The 12,452-nt window shown below is 66.5% G+C and carries 17 protein-coding genes; 10 read left to right on the top strand and 7 right to left on the bottom strand.

Annotation, left to right across the window (positions count from 1 at the left end):
- The first annotated feature begins 447 nt into the window (after nucleotides 1–447).
- Nucleotides 448–1,473 carry a patatin-like phospholipase family protein gene (locus BRAS3809_RS23235; protein WP_008964485.1) on the top strand — a complete coding sequence of 342 codons (1,026 nt, stop codon included), beginning with the start codon at nucleotides 448–450 and terminating at the stop codon, nucleotides 1,471–1,473.
- A 2-nt stretch (nucleotides 1,474–1,475) separates the two neighbouring features.
- On the opposite strand, the gene BRAS3809_RS23230 is transcribed toward BRAS3809_RS23235, so the two are convergent.
- Entirely contained in the window at nucleotides 1,476–1,904 is a 429-nt protein-coding gene (locus BRAS3809_RS23230; protein ID WP_008964484.1) for a CBS domain-containing protein, read from the bottom strand.
- A gap of 288 nt (nucleotides 1,905–2,192) precedes the next feature.
- Nucleotides 2,193–2,987 (bottom strand): rhomboid family intramembrane serine protease, encoded by a 795-nt coding sequence (locus tag BRAS3809_RS23225; RefSeq protein WP_008964483.1) that lies wholly within the window; start codon nucleotides 2,985–2,987, stop codon nucleotides 2,193–2,195.
- A 517-nt stretch (nucleotides 2,988–3,504) separates the two neighbouring features.
- On the opposite strand from BRAS3809_RS23225, the gene BRAS3809_RS23220 reads away from it, so the two are divergent.
- From BRAS3809_RS23220 to BRAS3809_RS23195, 6 genes are all read left to right on the top strand, one after another.
- Nucleotides 3,505–4,062, top strand: a complete 558-nt coding sequence (locus tag BRAS3809_RS23220; RefSeq protein WP_008964482.1) for a PAS domain-containing protein — start codon at nucleotides 3,505–3,507, stop codon at nucleotides 4,060–4,062.
- A 266-nt stretch (nucleotides 4,063–4,328) separates the two neighbouring features.
- The gene (locus tag BRAS3809_RS23215) at nucleotides 4,329–4,943 is read left to right on the top strand and encodes a PilZ domain-containing protein (RefSeq protein ID WP_035657839.1); all 615 of its coding nucleotides are present in this window, start codon (nucleotides 4,329–4,331) and stop codon (nucleotides 4,941–4,943) included.
- Nucleotides 4,944–5,275: 332 nt separating this feature from the next.
- Nucleotides 5,276–5,902 (top strand): transglutaminase-like cysteine peptidase, encoded by a 627-nt coding sequence (locus tag BRAS3809_RS23210; RefSeq protein WP_035657836.1) that lies wholly within the window; start codon nucleotides 5,276–5,278, stop codon nucleotides 5,900–5,902.
- Between the two features lie 218 nt (nucleotides 5,903–6,120).
- Entirely contained in the window at nucleotides 6,121–6,555 is a 435-nt protein-coding gene (locus BRAS3809_RS23205) for a hypothetical protein (RefSeq protein WP_240535750.1), read from the top strand.
- A gap of 260 nt (nucleotides 6,556–6,815) precedes the next feature.
- A complete protein-coding gene (locus BRAS3809_RS23200) occupies nucleotides 6,816–7,331 on the top strand; it encodes a hypothetical protein (protein ID WP_008964477.1) in 516 nt (171 codons plus the stop codon).
- Between the two features lie 400 nt (nucleotides 7,332–7,731).
- Complete coding sequence (locus BRAS3809_RS23195; RefSeq protein WP_008964476.1) at nucleotides 7,732–8,544, top strand: dienelactone hydrolase family protein; 813 nt, start codon at nucleotides 7,732–7,734, stop codon at nucleotides 8,542–8,544.
- A gap of 178 nt (nucleotides 8,545–8,722) precedes the next feature.
- On the opposite strand, the gene BRAS3809_RS36770 is transcribed toward BRAS3809_RS23195, so the two are convergent.
- The 3 genes from BRAS3809_RS36770 to BRAS3809_RS23185 all read right to left on the bottom strand — a co-directional run bounded on the left by BRAS3809_RS36770 (nucleotide 8,723) and on the right by BRAS3809_RS23185 (nucleotide 10,006).
- The gene (locus BRAS3809_RS36770) at nucleotides 8,723–8,863 is read right to left on the bottom strand and encodes a hypothetical protein (protein ID WP_170323320.1); all 141 of its coding nucleotides are present in this window, start codon (nucleotides 8,861–8,863) and stop codon (nucleotides 8,723–8,725) included.
- Nucleotides 8,864–8,997: 134 nt separating this feature from the next.
- Nucleotides 8,998–9,279, bottom strand: coding sequence for a hypothetical protein (locus tag BRAS3809_RS23190; RefSeq protein WP_008964474.1), 282 nt, complete (start codon nucleotides 9,277–9,279; stop codon nucleotides 8,998–9,000).
- A gap of 148 nt (nucleotides 9,280–9,427) precedes the next feature.
- Nucleotides 9,428–10,006, bottom strand: a complete 579-nt coding sequence (locus BRAS3809_RS23185; RefSeq protein ID WP_008964473.1) for a hypothetical protein — start codon at nucleotides 10,004–10,006, stop codon at nucleotides 9,428–9,430.
- A gap of 75 nt (nucleotides 10,007–10,081) precedes the next feature.
- Here BRAS3809_RS23185 and BRAS3809_RS23180 point away from each other — a divergent pair, with 75 nt between their 5' ends.
- Together BRAS3809_RS23180 and BRAS3809_RS36765 are read left to right on the top strand one after the other, a co-directional pair.
- Complete coding sequence (locus BRAS3809_RS23180; RefSeq protein WP_008964472.1) at nucleotides 10,082–10,372, top strand: hypothetical protein; 291 nt, start codon at nucleotides 10,082–10,084, stop codon at nucleotides 10,370–10,372.
- Nucleotides 10,369–10,536, top strand: a complete 168-nt coding sequence (locus BRAS3809_RS36765) for a hypothetical protein (protein ID WP_008964471.1) — start codon at nucleotides 10,369–10,371, stop codon at nucleotides 10,534–10,536. Before BRAS3809_RS23180 ends, BRAS3809_RS36765 begins: the two co-directional genes overlap by 4 nt.
- Nucleotides 10,537–10,558: 22 nt before the next feature.
- On the opposite strand, the gene BRAS3809_RS23175 is transcribed toward BRAS3809_RS36765, so the two are convergent.
- Both BRAS3809_RS23175 and BRAS3809_RS23170 read right to left on the bottom strand, forming a co-directional pair.
- Nucleotides 10,559–11,089, bottom strand: coding sequence for a gamma carbonic anhydrase family protein (locus BRAS3809_RS23175; protein ID WP_008964470.1), 531 nt, complete (start codon nucleotides 11,087–11,089; stop codon nucleotides 10,559–10,561).
- Nucleotides 11,090–11,173: 84 nt separating this feature from the next.
- Nucleotides 11,174–11,503: a DUF6949 family protein gene (locus tag BRAS3809_RS23170; protein ID WP_008964469.1), complete on the bottom strand. Its 330-nt coding sequence runs from the start codon at nucleotides 11,501–11,503 to the stop codon at nucleotides 11,174–11,176.
- Between the two features lie 196 nt (nucleotides 11,504–11,699).
- Here BRAS3809_RS23170 and BRAS3809_RS23165 point away from each other — a divergent pair, with 196 nt between their 5' ends.
- The gene (locus tag BRAS3809_RS23165; protein ID WP_008964467.1) at nucleotides 11,700–12,398 is read left to right on the top strand and encodes a hypothetical protein; all 699 of its coding nucleotides are present in this window, start codon (nucleotides 11,700–11,702) and stop codon (nucleotides 12,396–12,398) included.
- The last annotated feature ends 54 nt before the right edge of the window (nucleotides 12,399–12,452 follow it).

The following is a 12,452-nucleotide window of genomic DNA, read 5'->3' as shown; positions in this document are numbered from 1 at the left end:
GCGAGACTCACGGCTGCGCCGGGATCCGGCACCGAGGCCGGCGGCACCGGCGGCGGACGATCGCTGAACAGCTGCGCCGTCGCGGGCGAGGCGGTGAGCAGGCATGCAACGGCAACGACCGGCCAGGACAGCCGCCCGGCGCGCCGGAATCTGGGGAACGCACGCCCTCTCGTCATCATCCTGCTTTTGACCGAAAACGGGGCAAATTCAAGCCTCTGCTGTCGTGATACAGGGAACTGTGCCGGCGCGATACGGCGTCGCCCGGACCGGCAGGACGCCCTGCCCGCGACATCGCGCGATCGCGCGATCGCGCCGCATATCAAATCGGCGGCATCTGCTCCGCCCGTCAACCGGCATAAAGGATGCTTCTGCTAGGCTGCTCCGGGACATGGCGACGCAGCGGCCGGCCGCGCGTCGCCGAATGGCGTAAGCGTGGAGACGACGACGGTGCTGGACATCTTGATGGGACGCCGCCAGGGCGCAGACGGCGGCAATGTCGGGCTCGGCGCGATTCGCAAGCCGGTGATCGGCCTGGCGCTCGGCGGCGGCGCGGCGCGCGGCTTTGCGCATATCGGCGTGATCCGCACCCTGATGGCGCACGGCATCGTGCCCGACGTGGTGGTCGGCACCTCGATCGGCGCGGTGGTCGGCGGCGCCTATGCCGCGGGCCAGCTCGATGTGCTGGAGGAGTGGGCGCGCAGCCTGCAGATGCGCAACGTGCTCGGCTATCTCGACATCCGCCTCAACGGCTCCGGCCTGATCGGCGGCGAGAAGCTCGCCGCCCAGCTCGAGGCCTCGCTCGGCCGCGTGGCCATCGAGGACCTGCCGATGAAGGTCGCGACGGTGGCGACCGAGATCCGCACCGGGCACGAGATCTGGCTGACCCATGGCAGCCTGGTCGACGCGATGCGCGCCTCCTACGCCCTGCCCGGCATCTTCGCGCCGGTGCTGATCGGCGACCGCTGGCTGGTCGACGGCGCCATGGTCAATCCGGTGCCGGTGTCGGCCGCGCGTGCGCTCGGCGCCGAGATCGTCATTGCCGCCAACCTGTCCAGCGACGTGTTCACGCATTCGACGACGATCTACTCGCATGGCCAGCCGGTCGAGGTGCCGGAAACGGTGATGGAGAGCGCGCCGGCCAAGACCCAACCCAAGCGGCGCTTCCGCAGGCTGTTCTCGCCCGAACGCGCGGTGAAGCGGCAGTTCTTCGGCGAAGGCGGCCGGCCGGGGATCTCCTCGGTGATGGTCGACGCCTTCAACATCATGCAGGACCGCATCACCCGCGCCCGGCTCGCCGGCGATCCGCCCGACCTGCTGATCTCGCCGCGCGTCGGCCAGATCGGCTGGTTCGATTTTCATCGCGCGGCCGATCTCATCGCGTTCGGCACCAGGGCGGCCGAACGTGCGCTGGATTCGATCCATGAGGCGATCGGCGCGACCGCGCCGGCCAATGGCGGGACGACGCCGTCCTGACGTCAGGCCGTCTTGATATACTGACGCAGCGCTTCCTGCTCGTTCTCGTATTCCTGGACGCGCCACTTCACGACGTCGCCGATCGAGATCAGGCCGACGACGAGGCCGCCCTCGATCACCGGCAGATGACGGAACTTGCCGTTGGTCATCATCTCCATGATCTCGGCGACCGTGTCGGCCGGCCGGCAGCTGACGACGCGCCGCGTCATCACGCTCGACACCGGCTCGGTCAGCGCGGCGGCCCCGCGCTCGCCGAGCGAGCGGACGATGTCGCGCTCGGAAAGAATGCCCTCCATCCGCGTGCCCGCCATCACCAGCACCGCGCCGATCCTGCGGTCGGCGAGCAGCTTGGCGGCTTCGGCGAGTGTGGTCTGAGCTTCGACGCTCTCGACCTTGTGGCCCTTGGTGTCGAGGATCGCACGTACTGTCATTGCTCGTCTCCTTGAGAGGCCGATGCGCCTTCTTGAGCGAGGCGTCTGGCGGCCGATGCTTGCAGCAGTGTTCAGTCAAGCCGATCGTTCAGTCAGGAGTTTCAATCAACAGTCCGGCAGTGCACCCGTCACGTCTTGACCTCGCGCGCTCTGGTTGCACTGCGCTCGGCAGGTCGGCCCGCGGCCGAAAACTCACCTGCCGTTATTTGCCCGGAATCGAGCCCCGGTTGCATCGAACGCAAATGATGGATGAATTCACGCGCGCCCGCAAGCACGGCTTGGAGGCAACTAACTGTCGACCGGCTCGGACGGCAGCGCAGGTGCAGCATCTTCACGCACATGCGGAATCGGATCGAACAGGGCGAACAGCACGAGCCCGGCGAGGAAGCCGCCGATATGCGCCTGCCAGGCGACGCTGGCGCCCTCGGCGCCGGGCGTGAGGTCGAAGGCGCCGAACACGATGTTGACGCCGAACCAGACTCCCAGGAAAGCAAGCACGCGCGAATTGCGCAGCGCATGCGACAGCGACAGCGCGGGCACCCTCGCCGCCTCATCGGCATCGCCGCGGCCGAACGACAGGAAGCCGCCTTGGACGAAGGCAAAGCGCATGGCGGCCGCCATCGCGCCGGACACCGAGGCCGACGCACCGATCATCGGCGCCAGCTCGTGCTCATGGGTGATGAGATGCGCGAGCGCGCCGCCGGCCGCCGTGACCGCCATGAACAGATAGAACCTGATCGCGCCGAAGCGGCGCGCCAGCGCGCTGCCGAACGGCAGCAGCCAGAGCACGTTGAAGCCGATATGGGTCAGGTTGGCATGCAGCAGCGAGTAGCTGACGAACGTCCAGAACTTGGCCGGCGTGCCGCCGGGAAACGCGCCGTCGAGCAGCGTCAGGTCGTATCGTTTCGGGACGAAGGCGAACAGGTCGATGATCCAGCTGTCCCATTCGTCCGGCAGCAGCACGCGCAGATGGATCACCGCGATCAGGAGGATGTAGGCCGTCAGCGCCCCCGGCAGGCTCAGGATCGGCTCGCGCGGGGCCTGAAGCGGTTGCTGTTGCGTGAGATCTGACGGGGAATCCAAGGGAACGCACGCCTTCGACGGAGGACAGGACCGTCAGATAGGCGGCTTTGGCGGCGTTGTGCAAGCGCACACATGCAGAGTTGATGTGCGTCCCGATGGCCGAAAGGGGTTGCGGGGGGTCCGAAAAAGAATGAGGGAGAGCCCTGAGAAAGCCCTCCCTCGCAAGATCGCCGGTCTTTCTTGTGCGTCCGGGAAGCCCTGGGTTTGTTATCCCCACCCCTCCCCGTCGCGACGACCGGACGTGTTTGACGCCGCCTTCGTGTACCCACATCGATCGCGGCGGACCTTCCACCTTCCGGCCGCGACCTGATGAACGCTTTCTTAACGATCCCGTGCGCCGTGCCAAGCACATCGTTAATTTAACCTTAACGCGCGGAAGATCGGGAGAAAGCCGGCACGATCGCACCATCGGCATGGACGCTGCACCGCCCCTCCTGCGACAACAATCCAGGGAGGCGCCTGGACGAAAGCGGGACAGCGATGTCCCGACGACGTCGAGGGCGCGAGGGGTCTTCAGATGAAACATCCGTCCAATCGCGAGCTCTTCGCCTATTGGAACGACAGGCGCGGCCACGCCAAGGCGCCGGAGCGCAGCGAGTTCGAACCATCGGCCGTGCGCGAACTGCTCGGCGACATCTTCGTGCTGTCGTGCGATGCCGACGCCGAATTTCCGTTCCGCATGGCCGGCACGCGGCTGTGCGCCCTGCTCGGCGGCGACGTCAAGGACAAGAGTTTTCCGGCGCATTTCTCGCAACCGAGCCGGCGCGAGATCGCGGAGATCGCGACCGTCGTCGCCGAGGAGACGCTGCCGGCCATCGCCGGCGTGACGGCGGCGGCGCCGGATCGCAGCACGGCGCATTTCGAGCTGCTGCTGTTGCCGTTCGCGACGCGCGCGCATGAGCCGATCAGCCTGACCGGACTGCTCGCCCCGTTCGAAACGCCGCAAGGTGCGCTCGGCCCGCTCGAAATCGTGTCCTGGCGCTACATCCATCCGCCGGTCGAGCCGATCGTGCCGCGCGCCTTGCGCAAGCTGGCGCTCGCGCGGGGGCTGATGGTGTATGAGGGATTGCGCTGAGAGCTGCCGTAGCCCGCATGAGCGCAAGCGACATGCGGGTTCAAGACCTCTCGTCGTGAGATCGCCGCTGGACGTACGTCTTGGCCGCGAGGGCGGCGGATGCGGGGGAATTGCCGGAAATCTCATCCGCCGTCGCGATGAACCCGCTTGTCGCGTGCGCTCATGCGGGCGACGTGATGCGCGATAACGCTGAATTAACCCTGCAGGATTTAGTTTCGTTGCTGGATCCCCCGGCGCTGCTAAGAGCCGGCTTTGAGTGGCGAAACATGGCGTTGCCGAACATCAAACAGTCTCTTCCGGCCGCCGAGGAGCGCCGCCGTTTCCAGCGCGTGAAGGTTCACCTGCTCGGCCGCTACATGCTGCCGGACCGGCGGGAGTATCCCTGTCAGGTGATCAACATGTCGCCCGGCGGGCTCGCGCTGCTCGCGCCCGGCATCGGCAATGTCGGCGACCGCGTCATCGCCTATCTCGACCATATCGGCCGCGTCGAGGGCAAGATCACCCGCATCATCGACAACGGCTTTGCGATGACGATCGGCGCCACCGCGCGCAAGCGCGACAAGCTCGCCGCGCAGCTGACCTGGCTCGCCAACCGCGACATCCTCAATCTGCCGGAGGATCGCCGCCACGACCGTATCATTCCGCGCAACCCGATCGCGGTGCTCACCCTCGAGGACGGCACCAAGATGACCTGCCGCATCATCGACATGTCGCTGTCGGGCGCGGCCATCGCGGCCGAGAGCAAGCCGCCGCTGAAATCGCAGGTCATGCTCGGCCGCGTGCAGGCGCGCGTGGTGCGCAATCTCGAAGGCGGCTTCGCCATCGAGTTCATGCATCCGCAGCTCGCCGAAACGCTCGAAGAGAGCGTTACCGCCCGGTAAAGCCGCAACTCGCGCAAATCCCGCAACTTCACGGATCACACGGCGCCCGCCCCCACGGGCGCCGTGCTGCGTTCGGCGACCGCACGCCGCGTTCAGCGCAGTTAACATGCGACATGAAAGGCAGCGCCGAGCCTGCAATCAAAGCGGTCCGCGGCTTAATGCGGCGCATTTGAACCAATTGCGATCGATTCAAATTTTAGGCTTATTCGATTCAACAAAGATCCTAATTAGCGCTTTGTTTGAATTGGGTTTTCGTCAAATCCATCGTGGCGATTTAGCGGCAGCGAAAAATCTTTGTGAGACACATGGTCCCAACGAAAACGGGGGCCAAAATGGTCAAGCGGACGGGACAGGCGAAGGGATTGGCGGTCGCAGCCATCCTGATGGCGATGGGGACGATGGCGCATGCCGGTGATGACCGCGTGCTCTATGCGAGCCTCGGCGACACCACGCGGGCCCCGATCGGCTGGATCGAGTTCTGCACCGAGACCCCTGATGAATGCCGCGGCGGTGCGTCGCAGCCCCGCGACATCGTGCTGTCCCAGACCGCCTGGCGTGATCTGCTAAAGGTGAACCGGTGGGTCAACGAGAACGTCAAGCCCATCACCGACATGGACCATTGGGGCGTGGTCGAGAAATGGTCGCTGCCAACGGACGGCTATGGCGACTGCGAGGACTACGTGCTGCTGAAGCGCAAGCTGCTGATCGATGCCGGCTGGCCCCGCGAGGCGCTGCTGATCACGGTGGTGCGCGACAAGAAGGGTGAAGGGCATGCCGTCCTCACCGTGAAGACCGACAAGGGCGAATACATTCTCGACAATCAGAACGAGAACGTCCTCGCCTGGACCGAAACCGGCTACCGCTTCGTCAAGCGGCAGTCGCAGAGCGACCCGAACGTCTGGGTCTCGCTCGGCGACGGCCGACCGGCAGTGGCCACCGCGAGCGCCCGCGAACGCTGAAGCGTTCGAGAGCGGACGCGACAACAGGACATCGAGTTGCGCGACCCGGTCACATCCCCACCCCTCCCCGTCCCAGACCGGTTCGCGCGCGGCCAGGCCTCCCCCAAGGCCTGGCCGCAACTTTTTTTGGCCTTGCTTTGACGATATGTCGCAGGCGGGGCGCGGCGAACGGCCGGCCAACCTTGTCTTCCCTCGACGGTCGGGTTTAGGTTGTCGGCATGATCATGATCCTGCGAAGTGCGGTGCTCGTTGCCGCGGCCCTGACCCTGGCGAACTGCTGCATGTCCGGAACCGGGTGTTCCGGTCCGATGGCCTCGGCCGATCCGCCTGCGGCGGCGCCGGCGGTGGCGGCTGCGCCCAAGGTGGTCATGGCCGCTCCGCAGACGACCAATGCGGCGGCCGATTGGGATGGCCGGGTCGCCTCCTCCGAATCCGACAACGACATGGCCACGGAGCCCGATATCGGCACCTCCGCGCGCAAGGGCGGCAAGCGCCGGGGCGACTCGCGGATCGACGTGATGTCGGCGCAGTCGAGCTACGGCAATCGCAGTGGACGCATGACCTATGAGGAAGAACAGGCGGCCGACATGGCCGACGAGGCCCGCCTGAAGCAGAAGCTCACGATCTGCCGGAACTGTAACGCGACCCAGTAAGTCCCTGGTCCTGCTGGGGTCGGACCTCGACCGGCCCCCTGATGACGCAGATATCGCTGCGCCGGACCCCTCCGGCCGCAGTTTTTCGGGTTTGCGAGCCTCTCTTTTGTCGGATTTGCTAATAAAGTCTTGCGGCCGGGATCGCCTCCGGCGGGACTGCGTTTTTGCTCCCGCGGACCGGTCCGACTGCAACGCCTTTTCGCCGTTCCTTTTTTCGGACCGGCTTCCGAAGCTTTTTTCCGATTGTGGGTGGTTTGGTGATGAACCCGGTGACGCGCGACACCACACGCTATCTCGACAAGGCCGCGACAGGTTCCGTCAAGAGCTCGCAACCGATCGCACTCGCCGCCGCCACCCTCCTGGTCCTGGTCGCCGGCATCGGCGGCATCGCGCTGTGGCGGGCCTATGCCGGGACGCCGGTCGAAGCCGAGCGCGGCGCGGTCACGCGGCAGCTGCAGGCCCGGACGGTGCAGGCCTCCGAGCAGCTGGTGGAAAAGACCAAGGGCCTCGAGGCCACCCAGCAGGAATCCATCGATCAGCTGCAGATGATGCAGGAACAATTGCAGAGCATGCGCCGCCTGATCGCCGCGCAGCAGGCCGACACCAAGCGCCTGTCCGACCAGGTCTCGACCCTGAAGGAGTCGATCGACGGGCTGCGGCAGTCGTTTGCCAGCACGCAATCCTCCGAGCAGGCCTCGCCGCCGCGCAACCGCAACATAAGGGCGCGCTCGCATGCGAGCCGCAGCGGCCACCGCGCTCGTCGCAACCGCGGCTAGGCGTCCCACGGCCGCCTCCCAGTACAATTCCTGCCGAATATTCCCGGAGCCTTGTGAAGTGCTTCACACAGGCGGAACGCGGAATCGGGCCATCTTGCGGTTACCGGATGGCGAGCCAATTTCAGGATGGCGCAGGGCCAATTTCAATATCCGGGGCTGGCAAGGTCGTTGGCGCCATACTGCGCCGACGGCCTTGTTCTTTGTCCGGCCCTGGTGGCGCGCAGCTGGCGAAACGGCACCGCCTGATCGCCCGCTCTCCGGCTGGTGACTTGCTTTTCCCCTGGACTTCTCGGCTCAATGCGCCCCCACGTCCAGAGGAGCCCGCATGGCTGCCGAACCTGCCCCGACGTCCGACGTCATCGGACTGACCAAAGTCGCCCCCTTCTCGCGCCGCGGCTTCATGACCGCATCGGCCGCCGTGACGGCGGGCTACACGCTGGCGGCGGGTCCCGTCCGCGCCGAGGTCATCACCACCGACACCACCGGCCTCAATGCCGGCGACGCCAAGGTCAAGGTCGCCGACGGCGAGATGCCGGTGTATTTCGCCCGGCCCTCCAGCGCCAGCAATCCGCCGGTCGTGCTGGTCGCGATGGAGATCTTCGGCCTGCACCAATACATCAAGGATGTCACCCGCCGCCTCGCCAAGCTCGGCGCGTTCGCGGTGGCGCCGGACTACTACTTCCGCAAGGGCACCGACCTCACGAAGATCACCGACATCAAGGACCTGCTGCCGATCGTGAACGCAAAGCCTGATGCGGAATTGCTGTCGGATCTCGACGCGACGGTGGCCTGGGCCAAGTCGCAGGGCGGCGACACCTCGCGTCTCGGCATCGTCGGCTTCTGCCGCGGCGGCCGCAATGTCTGGGAATACGCGGCTCACAACGGCGCGCTAAAGGCCGGCGTCGCCTTCTACGGCCCGCTCACCGATCCGCCCAGCCCGGCCTTTCCCAAGAGCCCGGCACAGCTCGCGCCGGAGATGAAGGCGCCCGTGCTCGGTCTCTACGGCGAGGCCGACACCGGCATTCCCGTCGCCAGCGTGGAGGCGATGAAGGCCGCGCTCGCGGAGAACAAGAAGACCGCCGAGTTCAAGCTCTATCCCGGCGCGCCGCACGGCTTCCACGCCGACTACCGTCCGAGCTACCGCAAGGAGGCGGCGGAGGATGCGTGGTCGCAGATGCAGGCGTGGTTCAAGAAATATGGTGTGCTGAGTTAGCTGAGCTCAAGCACGGTCACGGACGGTGGGCAAAGCAGCCGCCGAGGGCGGCAGCATGCCAACCGTTGGGCGGCATGCTCCGCTGCAACATGGTGGGCACGGCGCCATTGCTATCTCGCACGTGGCGAGAGCGCGGCTGCGCCTTGGCCCACGCTACATTCAAAGCAGGATTTTCAGATCAGCGCCGCCGCCGCACCCTTGCCGGCTGGCGGGCGCCCTGCTCGAGCTCCCAGGCCATCCAGACCAGCGCGACGCCGAGGCTGACGACGACGCCCATGAAGACGAAGGTGAGTTCAGGGGATGTGAGTGAGTTCATCATGCCTGGATCCATGCAAGCGTTGCGCCAGCTCTTTCTCCATTGCCGCCGTGATCATCAGCAGCGGCAACGAATCGTGACGGGATATCGTTAAGGCGAAGTGAGCGACCAACGCGCCACACCGCTCCCAGGTTCACCTACTCGCAGACTTCCACCGGACGAAGGCGCCAACCGTGCGCTGTCCGCACGCGCCTCTTGACGACGTAGCAGCCGCCCAGATCCTCATAGGTGTAGGGGTAGTAGCCGTACGGATAGCCGCCGTAGTAATAAGGATAGCCGAAGCCGAAGCCGATCGCGAAGCCGGGTCCGAAGCCGTGGTGGTAGAAGCCGTGATGGAAGCCGCGCGCCGACGCCGCGCCGGGCGCCATCGTCAGCGCGATCACGCCGGCCGCCGCCAATCCCATCCAAGTCTTTCGCATCGATCCATCTCCAAATTCAGCCAGGTCATGACAGCCGCGTCATTACCGTCGCGATCCTTAAAGCCTGATTTGGAACAGCTCGCGGGCATACCCGCTCACATCTGCGCGATCGGGTGTCTACGCGTGACAGGCGAGGCCGTGGCAACGATCAGCAACCTCGGCAGATGCTCTTCACCTTCTGATCGACCTTCTGGTTTTCCTTCTGGATCTCGGCGTCTCCCGTGCCGTCGCCCCCCGCCCGGTTCGGCCCCGTCGCTGCAGTCCCGCCGGCCCCACGGCCGGTGCCTGTCGTGACGCCGGAGTTGGTGGAGCCTGCCCCGCTCGCGCCTGAGCCCGACGATTGCGCGGTGCCGAGGCTGTTGGTCCCGTTGACGCCGGTCGCGCCCGGCTGGGACAGCCGCGCGCCATTATTGGTGCCGTTTGGATTGCCCGGCGTGGTGCCGAGGCCGGCGGCATTTCCGGAGGCCGAGCCGCCGATCCCGGTCGTTCCCGTGCCGACCGTCCCGCTGGCCGCTCCTGTTGACGCCCCGGCGCTGGGGCTGCTGCCGGCCGTCCCGGCGCCCGCTGTGCCACCCGTTGCCGCCCCGCCGGCAGCGCCGCCGCTGGCGCTCGCTCCGCCGCCCGCGCCGCCTCCGCCACCACCACCCCCACCGCTCTGCGCGAAGGCGGCCGTCGCCGTGGTGAGACCTGCGATCACGATCAATGTTCCGAATGAAAACCTGGCCATCGGATGTTCTCCCTTTAGGGTTCAACCCGACCGGGCAGAGCGCGTTCCGGAACCAATGCCGACGGGAGAGGATTGATGGCGCGAGGAGAGCAAGGACTGGTGCGTAAGCTGATCGCCTTCGACGAGGACACGTTCGACAAGCTCAAGCAGCTCGGCCGCGATCAGATGCTCAGCCTGCAGGATCTCGCCGATGAGGCGTTCATGGACCTGCTGGAGAAGCACGGCGTGCCGGCCGACCTGAAGGACGCGCTGCGCAGGAGCGCGGCCGAGGACAACGAGGGCGCCGCGGCAAGGCCGGCACACAAGACAGCGCGGGCGACCCGGACAAAGACGAAACCGAGGCAGAGGAGCAGGACCGCAGCATGAGCACCGACCCCGATCCGTTCGAGCAGGGCCAGCGCGCCGCGCGGGAGAACATTCCGGCCGAAGCCAACCCCTATCAGGACGGCAGCGAGCAGCATGCGCTGTGGGCGAGCGGCCATGAGCGGATCGCCATGGCGCGCGAGGCCGGCGAATCCGAAGGCACGTGAGGCGTGCGCTTAAGGCGCCGCCTCATCCGATCTTCTTCAGACCCTTGGTATAGCGCGGCCCCTTGGCCACATAGGCCTTGGCGGCGATGCCCATGCGCTCGACCTGCGCCGGCTCCAGCGTGCGCACGACACGCGCGGGCGCGCCGATGATCAGCGAATATTCCGGGAAGTCCTTGCCTTCGGTGATGATCGCGCCGGCGCCGACGACACTGCCGCGGCGGATATGGGCGCCGTTCATGATGATCGAGCCCATGCCGATCAGCGCATCGTCCTCGACCGTGCAGCCATGCAGGATGACGTTGTGCCCCACAGTGACGTTGCGGCCGACGCGCAGCGGAAAGCCGGGATCGACGTGACAGGTCGCATTGTCCTGGATGTTGGAGCTTTCGCCGATCTCGATCCAGTCATTGTCGCCACGGATGACGGCGCCGAACCAGACGGTGACCTCCTTCGCGAGCTTCACGCGACCGATCACGGTGGCATTCTCGGCGATGTAGTAGTTACCGTCCGCCGGCAGCTCGGGCGCCTGCCCGTCGAGTTCGTAGATGGCCATCGAGGTCTCCCGTTCGCGCGAGACCTTGGCACAGCAGCGGCCGCGAGTTCAAGCAACCGCGCCGCTGCCGACGCGATCGGGAACTCAGGCGAGCACGCCGGCGGCGCGCAGCGTCATCAGCAGAAACGTCCCGCACATCATGCTCCAGAAGCCGGCGATCACGGTCGCCAGCATCACGAACTCGAAGCGGCGGCGCTCGATGCGGGCGCCGCGCAGGGTGTTGCGCATGATGATGAAGGGGGCCGCGAACACCAGGAACGGCACGGCGGCGAAGCGGCGCGGCGTGACGCCTTCGTGCAGCAGCTCGAAGCCGGGCGGACGCTCGGCATAGGCCTGGTAGCCGCTCGCCAGGGCGCCGGCCAAGGCGAAACCGATCAGGAGAGAGAACAGGGAATTGAACGCCTCTGCCGACATCGTACGCACTCACTCAACTTGCAGAACTGCCCGATGCTGGTTTGGCAAAATCCCGCGCCGCGCGCCACATTATCCTTAAGGAAGGGTTAACTCCGGCCGCGCCCGGCGCGCGGGCTCACGCGGGTAAGATCCTGCAGAAAGCCGCAACGGCGTGGCATAGTCGGCAGTGATTCGCCCCGGAGACCCCCTGCCCGCCATGACGATGTTCTCGGTCCGCAGTGCCCGCCCTTCGCACGGACATGGCCATGCCGTGCCGATCGTGATCGGCTGCGTGCTGGCGGCATCGGCCGTGGCCGTGGTCGCCTATCTGCTGTGGCCGACCTGGCGGGCCGGCGCCTACACGGGACCCGAGCGCCTGCCGGTCAGCATCGGCGGCACCATCTTCAACGTGCCCTCGGCCGCCATCCGCGTGAAGATCCAGCGCCACACCGGCCCGCAGGAGCGCGTCGATCTCGGTTTCGACTATCCCGCGCTGACCCCGCCGGAGGCGCCGCATCACGTGTCCGCCGACCAGGTCGACCAGGCGCCGCATCCGATCGACCGCATCTTCGTGTCGATCTCGGCACATCACGATGCCCTGTCGCCGGAAGCCAGGTTGAACACGATCTACCCGCGCTACCTGAACCCGGCGGCCGTTTCCGTGCAGGACGGATTGACGATGCGCGGCTTCCGCGCCGGGACGCCCTATGATGTCGAGGACCTGTTCGTCGCCGAGCAGCCGGCCCTGGTGGCCCGTTGCACACGCGACGCGGCCACGCCCGGCATGTGCCTCAGCGAGCGCCGCGTCGACGGCGCCGACATGGTGTTCCGCTTCCCGCGCAGCTGGCTGTCGCAATGGCAGGACGTCGCCGCCGCGATGGAGCGCCTGACTGCGCAGATGCATGCGGTGAAGTAGTTCGCCGCTCGTAGCCCGGGTGAGCGCAGCGATATCGGGGTTCTCACGTCCAGC

This window comes from Bradyrhizobium sp. STM 3809, from assembly GCF_000239795.1.
Taxonomy (GTDB): Bacteria; Pseudomonadota; Alphaproteobacteria; order Rhizobiales; family Xanthobacteraceae; genus Bradyrhizobium.
This window is presented reverse-complemented; position numbering and strand designations above follow the sequence as displayed.

What these genes read in the sequence shown, in the direction of transcription:
- BRAS3809_RS23230 (WP_008964484.1), bottom strand. Translation starts at nt 1,904, where the DNA reads ATGACAGTACGTGCGATCCTCGACACCAAGGGCCACAAGGTCGAGAGC.
- BRAS3809_RS23220 (WP_008964482.1), top strand. Translation starts at nt 3,505, where the DNA reads ATGAAACATCCGTCCAATCGCGAGCTCTTCGCCTATTGGAACGACAGG.
- BRAS3809_RS23215 (WP_035657839.1), top strand. Translation starts at nt 4,329, where the DNA reads ATGGCGTTGCCGAACATCAAACAGTCTCTTCCGGCCGCCGAGGAGCGC.
- BRAS3809_RS23210 (WP_035657836.1), top strand. Translation starts at nt 5,276, where the DNA reads ATGGTCAAGCGGACGGGACAGGCGAAGGGATTGGCGGTCGCAGCCATC.
- BRAS3809_RS23205 (WP_240535750.1), top strand. Translation starts at nt 6,121, where the DNA reads ATGATCATGATCCTGCGAAGTGCGGTGCTCGTTGCCGCGGCCCTGACC.
- BRAS3809_RS23200 (WP_008964477.1), top strand. Translation starts at nt 6,816, where the DNA reads ATGAACCCGGTGACGCGCGACACCACACGCTATCTCGACAAGGCCGCG.
- BRAS3809_RS23195 (WP_008964476.1), top strand. Translation starts at nt 7,732, where the DNA reads ATGACCGCATCGGCCGCCGTGACGGCGGGCTACACGCTGGCGGCGGGT.
- BRAS3809_RS36770 (WP_170323320.1), bottom strand. Translation starts at nt 8,863, where the DNA reads ATGATGAACTCACTCACATCCCCTGAACTCACCTTCGTCTTCATGGGC.
- BRAS3809_RS23190 (WP_008964474.1), bottom strand. Translation starts at nt 9,279, where the DNA reads ATGCGAAAGACTTGGATGGGATTGGCGGCGGCCGGCGTGATCGCGCTG.
- BRAS3809_RS23185 (WP_008964473.1), bottom strand. Translation starts at nt 10,006, where the DNA reads ATGGCCAGGTTTTCATTCGGAACATTGATCGTGATCGCAGGTCTCACC.
- BRAS3809_RS23180 (WP_008964472.1), top strand. Translation starts at nt 10,082, where the DNA reads ATGGCGCGAGGAGAGCAAGGACTGGTGCGTAAGCTGATCGCCTTCGAC.
- BRAS3809_RS36765 (WP_008964471.1), top strand. Translation starts at nt 10,369, where the DNA reads ATGAGCACCGACCCCGATCCGTTCGAGCAGGGCCAGCGCGCCGCGCGG.
- BRAS3809_RS23175 (WP_008964470.1), bottom strand. Translation starts at nt 11,089, where the DNA reads ATGGCCATCTACGAACTCGACGGGCAGGCGCCCGAGCTGCCGGCGGAC.
- BRAS3809_RS23170 (WP_008964469.1), bottom strand. Translation starts at nt 11,503, where the DNA reads ATGTCGGCAGAGGCGTTCAATTCCCTGTTCTCTCTCCTGATCGGTTTC.
- BRAS3809_RS23165 (WP_008964467.1), top strand. Translation starts at nt 11,700, where the DNA reads ATGACGATGTTCTCGGTCCGCAGTGCCCGCCCTTCGCACGGACATGGC.